The organism is Bacillus rhizoplanae, from assembly GCF_917563915.1.
Classification (GTDB): Bacteria; Bacillota; Bacilli; order Bacillales; family Bacillaceae_G; genus Bacillus_A; species Bacillus_A rhizoplanae.
Genome location: NZ_CAKJTI010000001.1, coordinates 296,463 through 313,306 on the forward strand (window position 1 = coordinate 296,463; position 16,844 = coordinate 313,306).

Here is a 16,844-nt window from a genome sequence, read left to right on the forward strand (position 1 = left end):
TTGAAATGGGAAAACTAGCATTTCTTTTTCCAGGACAAGGTTCACAGGCAGTTGGAATGGGAAAACAATTAGCAGAAAGTCATGAAGAGGTTGCGCAAGTATTTCATCAGGCTGATGAAATTTTAAAAGATTCTCTTTCATCACTTATTTTTGAGGGACCTCAAGAAACGTTGACGTTAACAACAAATGCACAACCAGCATTGTTAACGACAAGTATTGCAATTTTAAAGGCATTGGAGCAATATGAGATTAAACCTGACTATGTTGCAGGACATAGTTTAGGTGAGTATAGTGCACTAGTAGCAGCGGGTGCCATGTCATTTGAAGATGGTGTATACGCTGTAAGAAAACGCGGTGAGTACATGGAAGAAGCTGTGCCGAATGGCGAAGGTGCAATGGCAGCTATTCTGGGAGCGGATCCGGATATGTTAAAGCAGGTGACTGAAGAGGTGACGCAGGAAGGATATGCTGTTCAAGTTGCGAATATGAACAGCACGAAGCAAATTGTCATTTCTGGTACAAAGCAAGGTGTGGAATTGGCTTCAGAAAGAGCGAAAGAAAATGGTGCAAAACGTGCAATTCCACTGCGCGTTAGCGGTCCGTTTCATTCATCGCTTATGAAACCAGCGGCTGAGAAGTTTCGCGGTGTATTAAATGAAATTTCAATTCACGATGTGAAGATTCCCGTTGTTGCAAATGTAACAGCAGATTGCATTACTCGTAAAGAGGACATTCAAGAAAAGTTAATTGAACAACTTTATTCCCCTGTATTATGGTACCCATCTATTGAACGAATGGTAGAGCTTGGTGTGGATACATTTATTGAAATTGGGCCTGGGAAAGTTTTAGCTGGTCTTATGAAATCAATCGCTCCGTCTGCGAAAGTATATGCGATATATGATGAGGAGACGATGAAGGATACCATTTCAAAACTGAGAGGAGAAGGCTAATGTTATTAAAAGATAAAGTTGCATTAGTAACGGGAGCATCTCGCGGAATCGGCCGTGCAATTGCATTAGATTTAGCAAAACAAGGTGCGAAAGTAGTTGTAAACTACGCAGGAAACGAATTAAAAGCAAATGAAGTTGTAGATGAGATTAAAAAATTAGGTTCAGAAGCAATTGCAGTTAAAGCAAATGTTTCAAGTGCTGAAGAAGTGACTGATATGGTAAAACAAACTGTGGATACATTTGGTCAAATTGATATTCTTGTAAATAACGCTGGTATTACAAAAGACAATTTATTAATGCGCATGAAAGAAGAAGAATGGGATGCTGTTATTAATACAAACTTAAAAGGTGTCTTTTTATGTACAAAAGCTGTATCTCGCTATATGATGCGTCAACGCCACGGTCGTATTATTAATATCGCTTCTGTTGTCGGTGTTACTGGAAATCCAGGACAAGCAAACTACGTTGCAGCAAAAGCAGGTGTAATTGGATTAACAAAAACTTCAGCAAAAGAGCTAGCAAGTCGTAATATTACAGTAAATGCAATTGCTCCTGGATTTATCGTAACAGATATGACAGATGTATTGGCGGAAGATGTGAAGAATGAAATGTTAAAACTAATCCCAATTGCAAAATTTGGAGAAGCAGAAGATATTTCAAATGCGGTTGCATTTTTAGCATCAGATGCGAGCCGTTATATCACTGGGCAAACACTTCATGTTGACGGCGGCATGGTGATGTAAAAGGAAAAACTACAGAAATGGGTTGATTTCATCTAGCTTTTCTGTACAATATTAAATATAATGGCTTGAGAAGATCGGAAAAATAGTGATCTAATTTATAGATAAATTTAAAAAAGTAATTGTTTGTCAATACTTTTAAAGGAGGTGAATGAATATGGCAGACGTTTTAGAGCGTGTAACGAAAATTATCGTAGATCGTCTAGGAGTAGACGAAACAGAGGTAACAACAGCTGCAAACTTTAAAGAAGATTTAGGTGCTGATTCTCTAGATGTAGTAGAACTTGTAATGCAACTAGAAGATGAGTTTGAAATGGAAATTTCTGATGAGGACGCAGAAAAAATTGCTACTGTTGGCGATGCTGTGACTTACATAGAGAGTCATCTATAATGCTTGATGAAGTCCCGTTTATATACGGGGCTTTCTCAGCATATATATCTGGAGGGACCTATGCCGTACAGAAAGTATAGAGATAAGAAGTATGAAGCGAAATATCGCGAGGCTTTTAAAAAGTTTCAAGCGAAAATAGGTATTACATTTACAAATGAAAAATTGTTGATACAAGCATTTACGCATTCATCGTATGTGAATGAGCATCGGAAAAAGCCACATGAAGATAATGAGCGTCTTGAATTTCTTGGTGATGCGGTACTAGAACTGACGGTTTCGCAATATTTGTTTCAAAAATATCCGACAATGAGCGAGGGAGAATTAACAAAACTTCGCGCGGCTATTGTATGTGAACCTGCTCTCGTTCGTTTTGCGAATGAGCTGGAATTTGGTAATCTTGTCCTTTTAGGAAAAGGGGAAGAAATGACAGGAGGTCGCGAACGTCCAGCGTTATTAGCGGATGTCTTTGAAGCGTTTATTGGTGCACTTTACTTGGACCAAGGTTTAGACAAGGTATGGGGATTTTTAAAAACAGTTGTTTATCCGAAAATTAATGAAGGTGCTTTTTCTCATGTGATGGATTTTAAGAGTCAACTACAAGAATTAATTCAGCGTGATGGTAGCGGTAATATAGAATATCAAATTTTGCAAGAAAAAGGACCAGCCCATAATCGAGAGTTTGTATCGCGTGTTACATTAAACGGCGAAGCATTAGGGCTTGGAAGTGGAAAGTCTAAGAAAGAGGCAGAGCAGCATGCTGCCCAAGAAGCGTTAGAAAAATTAAAAGAGCATTCATAGAGAATCCCCCTTATACTTAGGGGGATTCCTTGTGCATAAAGGGGGAAGGCCTTTCGTGTTTTTAAAACGGTTAGAGATAGCAGGATTTAAATCTTTTGCAGAACGTGTATCGATTGACTTTGTACCAGGTGTAACGTCTGTAGTAGGTCCAAATGGAAGCGGAAAAAGTAACATTACAGATGCCATTCGTTGGGTACTTGGTGAGCAATCCGTAAAGTCGCTGCGCGGTGCGAAAATGGAAGATATTATTTTTTCGGGTAGTGATACACGTAAGGCGTTGAATGTTGCTGAGGTAACATTAACATTAAATAATGAGGATCAGCGTCTGCCGATTGAATATAACGAAATAAGTGTAACGAGACGAGTATATCGTTCAGGAGATAGTGATTTTCTTATTAATAAACAACCTTGTCGTTTAAAAGATATTGTAGATTTATTCATGGACTCAGGTATGGGACGTGAAGCATTTTCTATTATCAGTCAGGGGAAAGTAGAAGAGATTTTAAGTAGTAAAGCGGAAGATCGCCGTAGTATTTTTGAAGAAGCAGCTGGTGTGCTGAAATATAAAATCCGTAAAAAGAAAGCGGAAGGAAAATTAGCGGAGACGCAAGAAAATTTAAATCGTGTAGAAGATATTATTCATGAATTGAGTGCTCAAGTTGAACCTCTCGAAAGACAAGCTTCTATTGCAAAAGACTATCTTGAGAAAAAAGAAGAATTAGAAAAAGTTGAAGCGGCATTAATTGTGTATGAAATTGAAGAGTTACATGAAAAATGGGAAGCGCTTCGCGAACAATTTAAACATAACAAAGATGAAGAAGTGAAATTATCAGCACATCTTCAAAAAAATGAAGCGGATTTAGAAGAAGTGCGTGGAAATGTACAAGCCATTGACGAATCTGTTCAATCTTTGCAAGAGGTTCTTCTTCTTTCTAGTAAAGAACTTGAAAAATTAGAAGGACAACGCGAGCTGCTGAAAGAAAGAAAGCACAATGCAACAACACATTGTGCACAGTTAGAAGCACTCATTCATGAATTAACAGACAAAGTTTCTTCATATGAGGGAAGTGTTGCGCAAGGAACAGACGAATTAATGAAATTAGCAAATCATGTGAAAGAGTTAGAACAGAAACTGCATGATAATGAAAGATTATTGTCTACATATGTACAAAATTTAGATGAGCAAATTGAGTATTTAAAAGGTGATTATATTGAACTTTTAAATCAACAGGCAAGTTATCGAAATGAACTTTCTATGTTAGAGGAACAATTTAAACAAAGAGATTTCAAAAACCAGCGTCTTGACGAAGAAAATGAAAAATATGTGCAGATGCGCATAGAAATTGCACAGAAAAAATCAACATTCGTTGAAAAATATGAACATATAAAAGAGAAAATTACAAATCTGCTGTCAAATATGAAGCAAACGGACATTGCACTTGGAAAATGTAAAGAACAATATAGTGAAAATGAGAGCAAATTGTATCAAGCATATCAATACCTTCAGCAAGCGCGTTCTCGTAAAGAAATGCTTGAAGAAATGCAAGAAGATTATTCAGGATTTTATCAAGGCGTCCGTGAAGTATTAAAGGCACGTGATAGCCAGTTGCATGGTATTGAAGGTGCAGTTGCAGAACTTCTTACTGTACCGAAAAAATATGAAGTGGCGATGGAAATTGCGCTTGGGGCAGCAATGCAGCATGTTGTTGTACAAACAGAAGAACATGCGCGCCGAGCAATTGCATTTTTAAAGCAAAATCGCCATGGACGTGCGACCTTTTTACCGCAAAGTGTAATTAAAGGGAGAACACTTAGGACAGAGCAGCTTCGGATTGTAAACCAGCACTCATCATTTATAGGAGTAGCTTCAGAGCTTGTGCAGTACAATAATAAATATGAAAATGTTATTACAAATTTATTAGGTACGGTAATTGTTGCACATGATTTAAAAGGAGCGAATGAATTAGCAAAGCAGCTACAATATCGTTATCGTATTGTTACATTAGAAGGCGATCTTGTAAATCCAGGGGGTTCAATGACGGGTGGTGCTGTGAAGCAAACGAATTCATCTTTATTAGGACGTCAACGTGAGTTAGAAGAGTGGAACGAAAAGTTGACAGATATGGAAGAAAAGACGGCGAAGCTAGAAAACTATGTCAAAGAGCTGAAACAAGAAATACAAGAAAAAGAAGTGCAGATGAAAGAACTTCGACAAAGCGTCGATGAAAAGCGTGTAGATGAACAAACATGTAAAGAAGAGATTAATCAGTTAGAACTAGAAGAGCATCGCATTAATGAACGCTTATCTATTTATGATTTAGAGCTAGAAGGATTTTTGCAAGATCAAGTGAAAATACAAGGGCGGAAAACAGAGCTAGAAGAAACGCTTACAGAGCTGCAAGAAAAAATTATGCAGCTTGATACAACAATTAAAGAATTAACAAAGCAAAAGAGTGAGCAACATTCTTCGAAAGAAAAAGTGCAGATAGAAATTACGGAGTTAAAAGTGCAAGCAGCCGAAAAGCAACAACGATTATCAAATCAACAAGAGACAGTAGACCGCCTCACGAAAGAACAAAATGAGACGAAAAAGAATCTTATAAAGACAAAAGAAGATTTAGCATTCTTGAAACAAGAAATGACATCGAATTCCAGTGGTGAAGAGCAAATTACAAGTATGATTCAAAAGAAAACCCACGATCGAAATCAAACTGTTGAATTAATTAGCTCTCGCCGTGAACAACGTCTTGATTTACAAGGGCGACTAGAACATTTAGATTTAGAAGTAAAAGAAGCGAAACGTCAGCATAAATACTTGCTTGATGTATTAAAAGATGAAGAAGTAAAAATAAATCGTTTAGACGTGGAGCTAGAAAACCGCTTGCAGCACTTACAAGAAACGTATACCATTTCTTTTGAAGCAGCGAAACAAAAGTATACGATGACAATGTCTGGTGATGAAGCTCGTAAAAAGGTGAAATTAATTAAATTATCCATTGAAGAACTTGGGACAGTTAACTTAGGTTCAATTGATGAATACGAGCGCGTATCTGAGCGTCATACGTTCTTATTAGAGCAGCGTGATGATTTGGAAGAGGCGAAAACAACACTGCATCAAGTAATTGACGAGATGGATGAGGAAATGAAAAAACGCTTTTCTTATACATTCCAAGCAATTCGTACAGAATTCCAGTTTGTGTTTAGTGAATTATTTGGCGGAGGGCGCGCGGATTTAGTTATGACAAACCCGCAAGATTTATTAAATACAGGAATTGATATTGTTGCACAGCCACCAGGAAAGAAATTGCAAAACTTAGGTCTTCTTTCTGGAGGAGAACGAGCATTAACAGCAATTGCATTGCTGTTTAGTATTTTAAAAGTTCGTCCTGTACCGTTTTGTGTACTTGATGAGGTTGAAGCAGCGCTGGATGAAGCGAACGTTGCTCGTTTTGCGCAGTACTTGAGAAAGTTTAGTGATGAAACACAATTTATAGTCATTACACACCGAAAAGGAACAATGGAAGAATCAGATGTACTATATGGTGTAACGATGCAGGAATCTGGCGTTTCCAAACTTGTATCTGTTCGTTTAGATGACGGAGCAGAAGTTGTGACAAATGAATAGAGAGGATGGGAAAGAATGAGCTTTTTTAAAAATTTAAAAGAAAAAATTTCAAAACAAACAGATACGGTAACTGAGAAGTTTAAACAAGGTTTAGAGAAAACGAGAAATTCTTTTGCTGAAAAGGTAAATGACTTAGTATATCGTTATCGTAAAGTTGACGAAGATTTCTTCGAAGAGTTAGAAGAAATTTTAATTGGTGCGGATGTGGGTGTGTCCACAGTAATGGAATTAATTGACCAATTAAGAGATGAAGTGAAACGTCGTAATATCCAGGACCCAAGAGAAGTACAAGCTGTTATCTCTGAAAAACTAATTGAGATTTACAAAGGAGACGGTAACTTTAATAATGAGTTAAATGTACAAGATAACGCATTGACAGTTATTTTATTTGTTGGGGTAAACGGTGTTGGGAAAACAACGACGATTGGAAAAATGGCACATAAATTTAAAGCAGACGGCAAGTCTGTATTATTGGCAGCTGGCGATACATTCCGTGCTGGTGCGATTGAACAACTAGAAGTATGGGGAGAACGTGTTGGTGTAGATGTAATTAAACAAGGATCAGGCTCGGATCCAGCAGCTGTTATGTACGATGCAATTCAGGCTGCAAAATCACGAAAAGTTGATGTATTGTTATGCGATACAGCAGGCCGTTTGCAAAACAAAGTTAATTTAATGAAAGAGTTAGAGAAAGTAAAACGAGTAATTGAGCGTGAAATTCCGGGCGCTCCTCATGAAGTACTACTTGTTATTGATGCAACAACAGGACAAAATGGTTTAAGTCAAGCGAAGACATTCCGCGAGGCGACAAATGTAACAGGTATTGTACTAACGAAATTAGATGGAACTGCTAAAGGTGGAATCGTATTAGCAATTCGTAATGAGATGGATGTACCGGTGAAGTTTGTCGGCCTTGGAGAAAAAATGGATGACTTGCAAGAATTCAATCCAGAACAATATGTATATGGATTATTTGCAGACTTTGTAGAAAGAGAAACAGAAACAGAAGCAGAATAAAGCAAGGGTTTCATTAGTGATAGACTTTATTTGCTACTATAAGTAGAAAATGTTTCTGGTAAAAAAAGAAGAGGCGGTACGTGCCGCTTCTTCTTTTTAAATTTAAATAAGATGTTAAGAAAAAAACTTGACACAGTTTTACTCTCCATGTAAACTAATTCATGTAAAGGTAATTCACTTAACAAAGGGTGATTCAACATGCTCGAAAAAACAACGAGAATGAATTATTTATTAGATTTTTATCATTCGTTGTTAACGCCAAAACAAAGAAGTTATATGTCACTTTACTATCTTGATGATCTATCGCTTGGTGAAATTGCAGAGGAATTTGAAGTGAGCCGCCAAGCAGTGTATGATAACATTAAACGGACAGAAGCGATGCTTGAAGAATATGAAGAAAAGTTATTGTTACTTCAAAAGTTTCAAGAAAGGCAGCAACTTGTTGCAAAGTTAAAGCAGCTAATCAGCGAAGAAGAGCATGTAGATGAACAAGTGAAACAAGTTGTTGAAGCTATCGAAAAATTAGATTAGGAGGGCGGCAATATGGCATTTGAAGGATTAGCCGACCGACTTCAACAGACAATGCAAAAAATCCGCGGCAAAGGGAAAGTAACTGAAGCCGACGTAAAAGAAATGATGAGAGAAGTTCGTCTTGCTCTTTTAGAGGCAGACGTTAACTTTAAAGTAGTAAAAGATTTTGTTAAGCGTGTGTCTGAACGTGCTGTCGGACAAGATGTAATGCAAAGTTTAACACCTGGACAGCAAGTTATTAAAGTAGTACAGGAAGAACTTACAGAATTAATGGGTGGGGAGCAGAGTAAAATTGCTGTCTCTAACCGTCCGCCAACTGTTATTATGATGGTTGGTTTGCAGGGTGCAGGTAAAACGACGACAACAGGTAAGCTTGCGAATTTGCTTCGTAAAAAGCATAATCGTAAACCGATGTTGGTCGCGGCTGATATTTATCGCCCAGCAGCAATTAAACAGCTTGAAACACTCGGTAAGCAATTGGATATGCCGGTTTTCTCTTTAGGAGACAAGGTCAGTCCTGTTGAAATTGCAAAGCAAGCGATTGCGAAAGCTAAAGAAGATCACCATGATTATGTTCTTATTGATACAGCAGGCCGTCTGCATATTGATGAGGAGCTCATGGATGAATTAGCACAAGTTAAAGAAGTAGCTAATCCGGATGAAATTTTCCTTGTTGTTGATGCAATGACAGGACAAGATGCGGTAAATGTGGCTCAAAGTTTCCATGAACAGCTTGGTTTAACAGGTGTCGTGTTAACAAAATTAGATGGTGATACGCGCGGAGGTGCAGCACTATCTATTAAGGCTGTTACAAACACACCGATTAAATTTGCTGGTATGGGTGAGAAATTAGATGCATTAGAGGTATTTCATCCAGAACGTATGGCATCTCGTATTTTAGGTATGGGTGATGTTCTGACGTTAATTGAAAAGGCGCAGGCGACAGTAGATGAAGAAAAAGCAAGAGAACTTGAGCAAAAAATGCGTACACTTTCCTTTACGTTGGATGATTTTCTAGAGCAATTAGGACAAGTGCGTCAATTGGGACCACTTGATGAACTTCTTAATATGCTTCCTGGTGCTGGGAAAATTAAAGGATTAAAAAATGTTCAAGTTGATGAAAAGCAAATTGGACACATTGAAGCGATTATCCGCTCAATGACGAAATTAGAGCGTGAACAACCGGAAATGATTAACGCCAGTCGTAAGAAACGTATCGCTAAAGGTAGCGGTACAACTGTACAAGAGATCAATCGTCTTTTGAAACAATTTGAAGATATGAAAAAGATGATGAAAACGATGTCTGGTATGCAAAAAGGTAAGAAAAAAGGACTAGGTGGCTTGAAGTTTCCATTTATGTAAGGAAAAAAAGATGGCTCTGTTAAGAAATTATACTTTACAAAGGGTCACTCTTTTTGCTAATATTATTATCTGTGTGAAATATATTCGGAGGTGCTTTATAAATGGCAGTTAAAATTCGTTTAAAACGTATGGGAGCTAAAAAATCTCCTTTCTATCGTGTAGTTGTTGCAGATTCTCGTTCTCCTCGTGACGGACGTTTCATCGAGGAAATCGGAACTTACAATCCAGTTGCTCAACCAGCTGAAGTTAAAATCAACGAAGAAGCAGCATTAAAATGGTTAGGAAACGGTGCGAAACCATCTGATACAGTTCGTAACCTGTTCTCTAAACAAGGTATCATGGAGAAATTCCATTTATCTAAACAAGGTAAGTAATTCGAACAATGGCTATGGCAGGGTTAATCGAAACAATTGTTAAACCCCTTGTGGATCATCCTGAAGATGTAAAGGTTACACAGGAACTGTACAACGGAGAGATGAAGTATCGATTAACCGTACATCCTGAGGATGTGGGTAAAGTCATTGGGAAACAAGGGCGAGTTGCAAAAGCAATTCGAACGATCTTATATGCAGCGGGACATCATCAAAATGAGAAAGTAACGCTGGAAATTCAATAAGTATAAAAAGGGCGAGGATCTGTTCCTCACCCTTTTTTAACATTTTAAGATAAAATCGCATCTTCGGCATAGAGAATGGAGATGCTAACGACATATAACAAACAGGGGTGACGTGCTGTTTATGACAAAATGGTTTAATGTAGGGAAAATTGTAAATACTCACGGAGTTAAAGGAGAGGTACGTGTAATCTCTCGGACGGATTTTCCGGAAGAACGCTATAAAATAGGAAACACATTATACATATGGCAAGAGAAAGAGGCTGAGCCACTAGCTGTAAAGGTAACTTCTCATCGTCAGCATAAATCTTTTGATTTACTGACTTTTGAAGGTTATAACAATGTAAATGAAGTAGAGCAATTGAAAGGCTCTTTATTAAAAGTCCCAGAGGAGCAGCTTGGAGACTTGGCTGAAGGAGAGTATTATTATCACGAAATTATTGGTTGTACTGTTGTAACAGAAGACGGAGAAACAATCGGTACGATTAAAGAAATTCTTTCTCCTGGCGCAAACGACGTTTGGGTCATCAAACAACCAAAAGGCCAAGATGTTTTAATTCCATATATTGAGGAAGTTGTTTTACAAGTAAACATTGATGAAAAGCTTGTAACAATTCAAGTAATGGAAGGATTACTGTAATGAAAATTGATATTTTAACATTGTTTCCAGAAATGTTTACGGGTGTTTTTGGTTCTTCTATATTAAAAAAAGCACAAGAAAAGGAAGCTGTGCAACTAAGAGTTGTCAACTTCCGTGATTATTCAACCAATAAACATAATAGTGTCGATGACTACCCGTATGGCGGGGGAGCAGGGATGGTGTTAACACCACAGCCGATTTTTGATGCGGTAGAACAGTTAACGAAAGAAACAGAGAGTAAACCGCGTATTGTGTTAATGTGTCCGCAAGGAGAGCGTTTTACGCAAAAGAAAGCTGAAGAGTTAGCGCAAGAAGAACATATAATTTTTGTTTGTGGTCATTATGAAGGGTATGATGAGCGTGTTCGCGAGCACCTTGTAACAGATGAAATTTCAATAGGAGATTATGTATTAACAGGCGGAGAACTGGCATCTATGGTTATTACAGATAGTGTTGTCCGTCTATTGCCTAATGTCCTAGGAAATCAACAATCACAAATAGAAGATTCATTTAGTACAGGCTTACTCGAACACCCGCATTATACAAGACCAGCGGATTTTCGTGGAATGAAAGTACCAGATGTACTTACGTCTGGTAATCATAAATATATTGAAGAATGGCGCCATAAAGAATCACTTCGTCGTACGTATATGCGCCGCCCTGATTTATTAGAGGAACGTAGTTTATCAAAACAAGAAGAAAAATGGTTGGCGGAATTGAAAGAAGAGAAGTAAAAAAATGCTATTGCAACAGAACGAGCAATATGCTATTATAACACTTGTGCTACTTATAGAGAGTAGCCGTTAACAACGGTGTTCCGCTGTAATTTATGAAATGACTTTGCAAGAGCATCTGTTTGGAAGGAGAGAATTGAATATGCAACAATTAATCGCAGACATTACAAAAAATCAATTAAAAACTGATTTACCTTCATTCCGTCCTGGTGACACTTTACGCGTACACGTAAAAGTAGTAGAGGGTACTCGTGAGAGAATTCAGATTTTTGAAGGTGTTGTAATTAAACGTCGTGGTGGCGGAATTAGCGAAACATTCACAGTTCGTAAGATTTCTTACGGTGTAGGTGTTGAACGTACATTCCCAGTTCACACGCCAAGAATCGCGAAAATCGAAGTACTTCGCCGTGGTAAAGTACGTCGTGCTAAGTTATACTACTTACGCAACCTTCGCGGTAAAAAAGCACGTATTAAAGAAATTCGATAAGACATGTATGGGAGCTTGTATTTGCAAGCTCCCTTTTTCCAATCTAGCTTTATTTTTGCTCGTATACAAACAGCTTACATAATTGTGGAGGGGAACCGCATGACGAAACAAAAAAGTACGCTTTGGGAATGGATAAAAGCCATTTTAATCGCTGTTGTCTTAGCTTGGATTATTAGACAGTTTTTCTTTGCTCCGATTCTTGTAGATGGTGTATCTATGTCACCAACTCTTCATGATCGTGATCGAATGATTGTCAACAAAATTGGGTACCACATTAGCGAACCAAAACGCTTTGATATTATTGTGTTTCAAGCAACGGAAGATAAAGATTACATTAAACGTGTCATTGGTTTGCCGGGTGATCAGGTAGAATATCGAAACGACACACTCTATATTAACGGAAAGCCGTATGAAGAGCCGTATTTAGATGAGGAAAAAAAGCAGCTTTCTGAAGGTCCGCTAACATATGATTTTAAGCTTGAAGAAATTACAGGGAAGACAACGGTTCCTGAAGGAGAATTATTTGTATTAGGAGACAATCGCCGTTTTAGTAAAGATAGTCGTACAATTGGAACAATTTCAATAGACCAAGTGATTGGGAAAGCTAATATGTTATATTGGCCATTAAAAGATGCTCGTATTGTAAAATGAACGTAGAAAAGAAGGTGGAAATATGGTAATTCAATGGTTTCCAGGTCATATGGCCAAAGCAAGGCGGCAAGTAACAGAAAAGTTAAAATTAATCGATGTTGTAATTGAACTTGTTGATGCAAGATTGCCATTATCATCACGAAATCCGATGATTGATGAAATTATTACGCATAAGCCAAGGCTTGTCGTTTTAAATAAAGCGGATATGGCAGATGATCGTGTAACAAAGGAATGGATTGCGTATTTTGAGGGAAAAGGTCATAAAGCAATTTCTATTAACGCGCAAGCTGGACAAGGTATGAAAGAAATTACAGCAGCATGTAAGGAACTGGTGAAAGAAAAGTTTGATAAGATGATTGCAAAAGGTATTAAACCGCGAGCAATTCGCGCTTTAATTGTTGGTATTCCGAACGTTGGAAAATCAACATTAATTAATAAATTAGCAAAGAAAAATATTGCGAAAACAGGCGATCGTCCAGGTGTAACAACGGCCCAGCAGTGGATTAAAGTAGGGAAAGAAATGGAATTACTAGATACGCCAGGTATTTTGTGGCCGAAATTTGAAGATGAAATGGTTGGGCTTCGTCTTGCGACGACTGGTGCGATTAAAGATTCTATTTTAAATTTACAAGATGTGGCTGTATATGCACTTCGGTTTATGGAGAAACAGTATCCAGAACGTTTGAAAGAGCGTTATAAGTTAAATGACATCCCAGAAGATATTGTGGAACTATTTGATGCAATTGGAAAGAATAGAGGCTGTTTAATGGGTGGAGGACTTGTTGATTATGACAAGACATCAGAACTTGTTCTTCGTGAGCTTCGTGGTGGTAAACTTGGAAAAATGACATTTGAAACACCAGAAGAAATAATAGAAGAAGCATAAAGTGAAATTTTCATCAGGGGGGATTTTCTTTATCTCCCCCCTGATGAAAAGCTCTCACCAATCGGGCTTATATCTCCAGCTTATCTTCTTCGCCACTCTCTGAATCTTGCGGGGGGATATTACTGCCCGCGAATAGCGGGATAAAGCTAGATTTCTAGTTGGTTCGTTTCATTCATTTAATTTTTACTGGTAGTTATTTTAAGCCCGGTGTCTTTCGTTCTTCTGAATACAGAGATAATATTAAACGGGAAAGAAAAAGGCGCGCTTTTGCACGCCTTTTCTTATTTGGAGGAGGAACTGTGTATGTCTAAAAAACAAACAATTCAAGAAATAGAAGAGCTATTGCAAGAAATTGTACAAGAAGACGACGAACGTTTTGCTATGTTATTAGCAGACGAACGAAAAGGTGTGCAAAGACTCATTACAAAATGGAAAAAACAACAAGGGGATAAAGAAAAAGAAAAACAAAAATTTATTGAGATGTCAATTTATGAAGATGCGCTCCGGCAAAGAGGGATTGTATCTATTGCTGGTATTGATGAAGTGGGAAGAGGACCGTTAGCGGGGCCTGTTGTTGCTGCTGCTGTTGTGCTTCCAGAAGATTTCTATATACCAGGTTTAAATGATTCAAAAAAGCTGAGTGAGGCGAAGCGTGAGCGGTTTTATGGTGAAATTCAAGAGAAGGCATTAGCAATCGGGATTGGGATTATACCACCTAATGTAATCGATGAAATAAATATTTACCAAGCGACGAAACAAGCGATGCTGGATGCTGTTGCAAATTTATCTTGTACACCAGAGCATTTGCTAATTGATGCGATGGAACTTCCGACTTCAATCCTTCAAACGTCTATTATTAAAGGAGATGCGAAAAGCATTTCTATTTCGGCTGCATCTGTAATTGCGAAAGTAACGCGTGATCGCATGATGAAGGAGCTTGGAAAACGATATCCGCAGTATGGATTCGAGCAACATATGGGTTATGGAACGAAACAGCATTTACAAGCGATTGAAACTTATGGTGTGTTAGATGAGCATCGAAAAACGTTTGCTCCAATTAAAGATATGATTAAAGAATAAGCTGTAATCTACAGCTTATTCTTTATTTTTGTATATTAACATTACTATTTTCAAAAAAGAATAAAGCGATTTCAGTTTTCTGACACTTTATTGTAGACAGCGTGGCAATCATTTTATACAATGACAATGTAGTGTTTAAAAACATTAAAAAACTTTTCGAGTAAAATAGGAAAATAGGGGAGGATGGGACCATGAATATCCACGAGTATCAGGGGAAAGAAGTCCTTAGAAACTATGGGGTAAGCGTTCCGAACGGGAAGGTTGCCTTTACAGTAGAAGAAGCTGTAGAAGCAGCGAAAGAATTAGGAACGAGTGTATGTGTAGTAAAAGCACAAATTCATGCTGGCGGACGCGGCAAAGCCGGTGGTGTAAAAGTAGCAAAGAACTTAGATGAAGTTCGTACATATGCAGAGGAAATTTTAGGGAAAACGCTTGTAACTCATCAAACAGGTCCTGAAGGTAAAGAAGTAAAGCGCTTACTTATCGAAGAAGGATGCGACATTAAAAAAGAATATTATATTGGTCTTGTATTAGATCGTGCAACTTCTCAAGTTGTGTTAATGGCGTCTGAAGAAGGCGGCACAGAAATTGAAGAAGTAGCAGAGAAAACACCAGAAAAAATCTTTAAAGAATATATTGATCCTGCGGTAGGCTTGCAAGGCTTCCAAGCACGTCGTATTGCATTTAATATCAATATTCCAAATCAGCTTGTTGGACAAGCTGTTAAGTTTATGATGGGCTTATACCGTGCGTTTATTGAAAAAGACTGCTCTATTGCAGAAATTAACCCGCTTGTTACAACAGGTGACGGAAAAGTTATGGCGTTAGATGCAAAATTAAACTTCGATTCTAATGCTTTATATCGTCATAAAGATATTTTAGAACTTCGTGATCTTGATGAGGAAGATCCAAAAGAAGTGGAAGCTTCTAAATATGACCTAAACTATATTTCATTAGATGGAAATATTGGTTGTATGGTAAATGGTGCAGGACTTGCGATGGCAACGATGGATATTATTAAACATTATAACGGCGATCCGGCTAACTTCTTAGATGTTGGTGGCGGTGCTACAGCTGAAAAAGTTACAGAAGCTTTCAAAATTATTCTTTCTGACAAAAATGTAAAAGGTATTTTTGTTAACATTTTCGGTGGAATTATGAAATGTGATGTAATTGCGGAAGGTGTTATCGAGGCAACAAAACAAGTGGGCCTTGAATTACCACTTGTTGTTCGTCTTGAAGGTACTAATGTAGAGTTAGGAAAGAAAATTTTAAATGAATCTGGTTTAAATATTGTTGCAGCAGAATCTATGGCAGACGGTGCACAAAAAATTGTTTCACTAGTAGGCTAATAGAAAGCGGGGGAGAAAAAATGAGCGTATTAGTTAATAAAGATACAAAAGTTATTGTACAAGGTATTACAGGTTCTCAAGGTTTATTCCACACAAAGCAAATGATTGAATATGGTACAAAAATCGTCGGTGGTGTAACTCCTGGTAAAGGTGGTACTGAAATCGAAGGTGTACCAGTATTTAATACAGTAGAAGACGCTGTAAAAGCAACAGGTGCAAACGCTTCTGTTGTATACGTTCCACCAGCTTTTGCTGCGGATGCAATTATGGAAGCTGTTGATGCAGAGCTTGATTTAGTAGTATGTATCACAGAAGGTATCCCTGTATTGGATATGGTAAATGTTAAGAAATATATGCAAGGCAAAAAGACACGTCTTCTTGGACCAAACTGCCCAGGTGTTATTACGCCAGATGAGTGTAAGATTGGTATTATGCCAGGATACATTCATAAAAAAGGTCATGTTGGTATCGTATCTCGTTCAGGTACGTTAACATATGAAGCTGTACATCAATTAACACAAGAAGGAATCGGCCAGTCAACTGCAGTTGGTATTGGTGGTGACCCTGTAAATGGTACAAACTTCATCGATGCATTAAAAGCATTCAATGAAGATGAAGAGACACATGCGGTTATTATGATTGGTGAAATTGGTGGAACAGCTGAAGAAGAAGCTGCTGAGTGGGTAAAAGCGAACATGACGAAACCTGTTGTTGGCTTTATTGGCGGTCAAACAGCACCTCCAGGAAAACGCATGGGCCATGCTGGTGCGATTATTTCTGGTGGTAAAGGTACAGCTGCTGAAAAAATTAAAACAATGGAAGCTTGTGGTATTAAAGTTGCTGAAACACCAGCTGTTATGGGTGAAACTTTAATTTCTGTTTTAAAAGAAAAAGGTTTATTTGAAACTTGTAAAAATTATTAATAGCTTAGAAAGACACCTTCTGTCAAAGAGGGTGTCTTTTATACCTTCGATTGTTTACATAATA

At 37.8% G+C, this 16,844-nt stretch carries 18 protein-coding genes; all 18 read left to right on the forward strand.

All coding sequences use genetic code 11. The annotated features are described in order from the left end of the window. Nucleotides 1–5: 5 nt before the first annotated feature. On the forward strand, nucleotides 6–950 hold the full coding sequence (gene fabD, locus LRP84_RS01590; RefSeq protein WP_230573467.1) for an ACP S-malonyltransferase: 945 nt from the start codon (nucleotides 6–8) through the stop codon (nucleotides 948–950). Further along, nucleotides 950–1,693: a 3-oxoacyl-[acyl-carrier-protein] reductase gene (fabG, locus tag LRP84_RS01595; RefSeq protein ID WP_230573468.1), complete on the forward strand. Its 744-nt coding sequence runs from the start codon at nucleotides 950–952 to the stop codon at nucleotides 1,691–1,693. The genes fabD and fabG overlap by 1 nt, the downstream gene beginning before the upstream one ends. 154 nt (nucleotides 1,694–1,847) lie before the next feature. Next, nucleotides 1,848–2,081 carry an acyl carrier protein gene (gene acpP, locus LRP84_RS01600; protein ID WP_230573469.1) on the forward strand — a complete coding sequence of 78 codons (234 nt, stop codon included), beginning with the start codon at nucleotides 1,848–1,850 and terminating at the stop codon, nucleotides 2,079–2,081. Between the two features lie 60 nt (nucleotides 2,082–2,141). After that, nucleotides 2,142–2,879, forward strand: a complete 738-nt coding sequence (gene rnc / locus LRP84_RS01605; protein ID WP_230573470.1) for a ribonuclease III — start codon at nucleotides 2,142–2,144, stop codon at nucleotides 2,877–2,879. A 55-nt stretch (nucleotides 2,880–2,934) separates the two neighbouring features. Further along, nucleotides 2,935–6,504, forward strand: a complete 3,570-nt coding sequence (gene smc, locus LRP84_RS01610; RefSeq protein ID WP_230573471.1) for a chromosome segregation protein SMC — start codon at nucleotides 2,935–2,937, stop codon at nucleotides 6,502–6,504. Between the two features lie 15 nt (nucleotides 6,505–6,519). Beyond that, nucleotides 6,520–7,521, forward strand: coding sequence for a signal recognition particle-docking protein FtsY (gene ftsY / locus LRP84_RS01615; protein WP_230573472.1), 1,002 nt, complete (start codon nucleotides 6,520–6,522; stop codon nucleotides 7,519–7,521). A gap of 198 nt (nucleotides 7,522–7,719) precedes the next feature. Beyond that, nucleotides 7,720–8,052, forward strand: a complete 333-nt coding sequence (locus tag LRP84_RS01620; RefSeq protein ID WP_230573473.1) for a putative DNA-binding protein — start codon at nucleotides 7,720–7,722, stop codon at nucleotides 8,050–8,052. A 12-nt stretch (nucleotides 8,053–8,064) separates the two neighbouring features. Then, on the forward strand, nucleotides 8,065–9,414 hold the full coding sequence (gene ffh, locus LRP84_RS01625; RefSeq protein WP_154711790.1) for a signal recognition particle protein: 1,350 nt from the start codon (nucleotides 8,065–8,067) through the stop codon (nucleotides 9,412–9,414). 101 nt (nucleotides 9,415–9,515) lie between these two features. Then, a complete protein-coding gene (rpsP, locus tag LRP84_RS01630) occupies nucleotides 9,516–9,788 on the forward strand; it encodes a 30S ribosomal protein S16 (protein WP_090912726.1) in 273 nt (90 codons plus the stop codon). A 14-nt stretch (nucleotides 9,789–9,802) separates the two neighbouring features. Next, a complete protein-coding gene (locus LRP84_RS01635) occupies nucleotides 9,803–10,030 on the forward strand; it encodes a KH domain-containing protein (protein WP_098309773.1) in 228 nt (75 codons plus the stop codon). 121 nt (nucleotides 10,031–10,151) lie between these two features. Next, nucleotides 10,152–10,667, forward strand: a complete 516-nt coding sequence (rimM, locus tag LRP84_RS01640) for a ribosome maturation factor RimM (RefSeq protein ID WP_230573474.1) — start codon at nucleotides 10,152–10,154, stop codon at nucleotides 10,665–10,667. After that, entirely contained in the window at nucleotides 10,667–11,401 is a 735-nt protein-coding gene (trmD, locus tag LRP84_RS01645) for a tRNA (guanosine(37)-N1)-methyltransferase TrmD (RefSeq protein WP_230573475.1), read from the forward strand. Before rimM ends, trmD begins: the two co-directional genes overlap by 1 nt. 142 nt (nucleotides 11,402–11,543) lie before the next feature. Then, nucleotides 11,544–11,888 (forward strand): 50S ribosomal protein L19, encoded by a 345-nt coding sequence (rplS, locus tag LRP84_RS01650; RefSeq protein ID WP_098309676.1) that lies wholly within the window; start codon nucleotides 11,544–11,546, stop codon nucleotides 11,886–11,888. 99 nt (nucleotides 11,889–11,987) lie between these two features. Then, the gene (gene lepB / locus LRP84_RS01655; RefSeq protein WP_230573476.1) at nucleotides 11,988–12,539 is read left to right on the forward strand and encodes a signal peptidase I; all 552 of its coding nucleotides are present in this window, start codon (nucleotides 11,988–11,990) and stop codon (nucleotides 12,537–12,539) included. Nucleotides 12,540–12,561: 22 nt separating this feature from the next. Next, on the forward strand, nucleotides 12,562–13,425 hold the full coding sequence (ylqF, locus tag LRP84_RS01660) for a ribosome biogenesis GTPase YlqF (protein ID WP_154711794.1): 864 nt from the start codon (nucleotides 12,562–12,564) through the stop codon (nucleotides 13,423–13,425). Nucleotides 13,426–13,728: 303 nt separating this feature from the next. Next, nucleotides 13,729–14,505 (forward strand): ribonuclease HII, encoded by a 777-nt coding sequence (gene rnhB / locus LRP84_RS01665; protein WP_230573477.1) that lies wholly within the window; start codon nucleotides 13,729–13,731, stop codon nucleotides 14,503–14,505. A 191-nt stretch (nucleotides 14,506–14,696) separates the two neighbouring features. Beyond that, nucleotides 14,697–15,857: an ADP-forming succinate--CoA ligase subunit beta gene (gene sucC / locus LRP84_RS01670; protein ID WP_230573478.1), complete on the forward strand. Its 1,161-nt coding sequence runs from the start codon at nucleotides 14,697–14,699 to the stop codon at nucleotides 15,855–15,857. A 20-nt stretch (nucleotides 15,858–15,877) separates the two neighbouring features. Further along, a complete protein-coding gene (sucD, locus tag LRP84_RS01675) occupies nucleotides 15,878–16,780 on the forward strand; it encodes a succinate--CoA ligase subunit alpha (RefSeq protein WP_098309681.1) in 903 nt (300 codons plus the stop codon). Nucleotides 16,781–16,844: the final 64 nt, after the last annotated feature.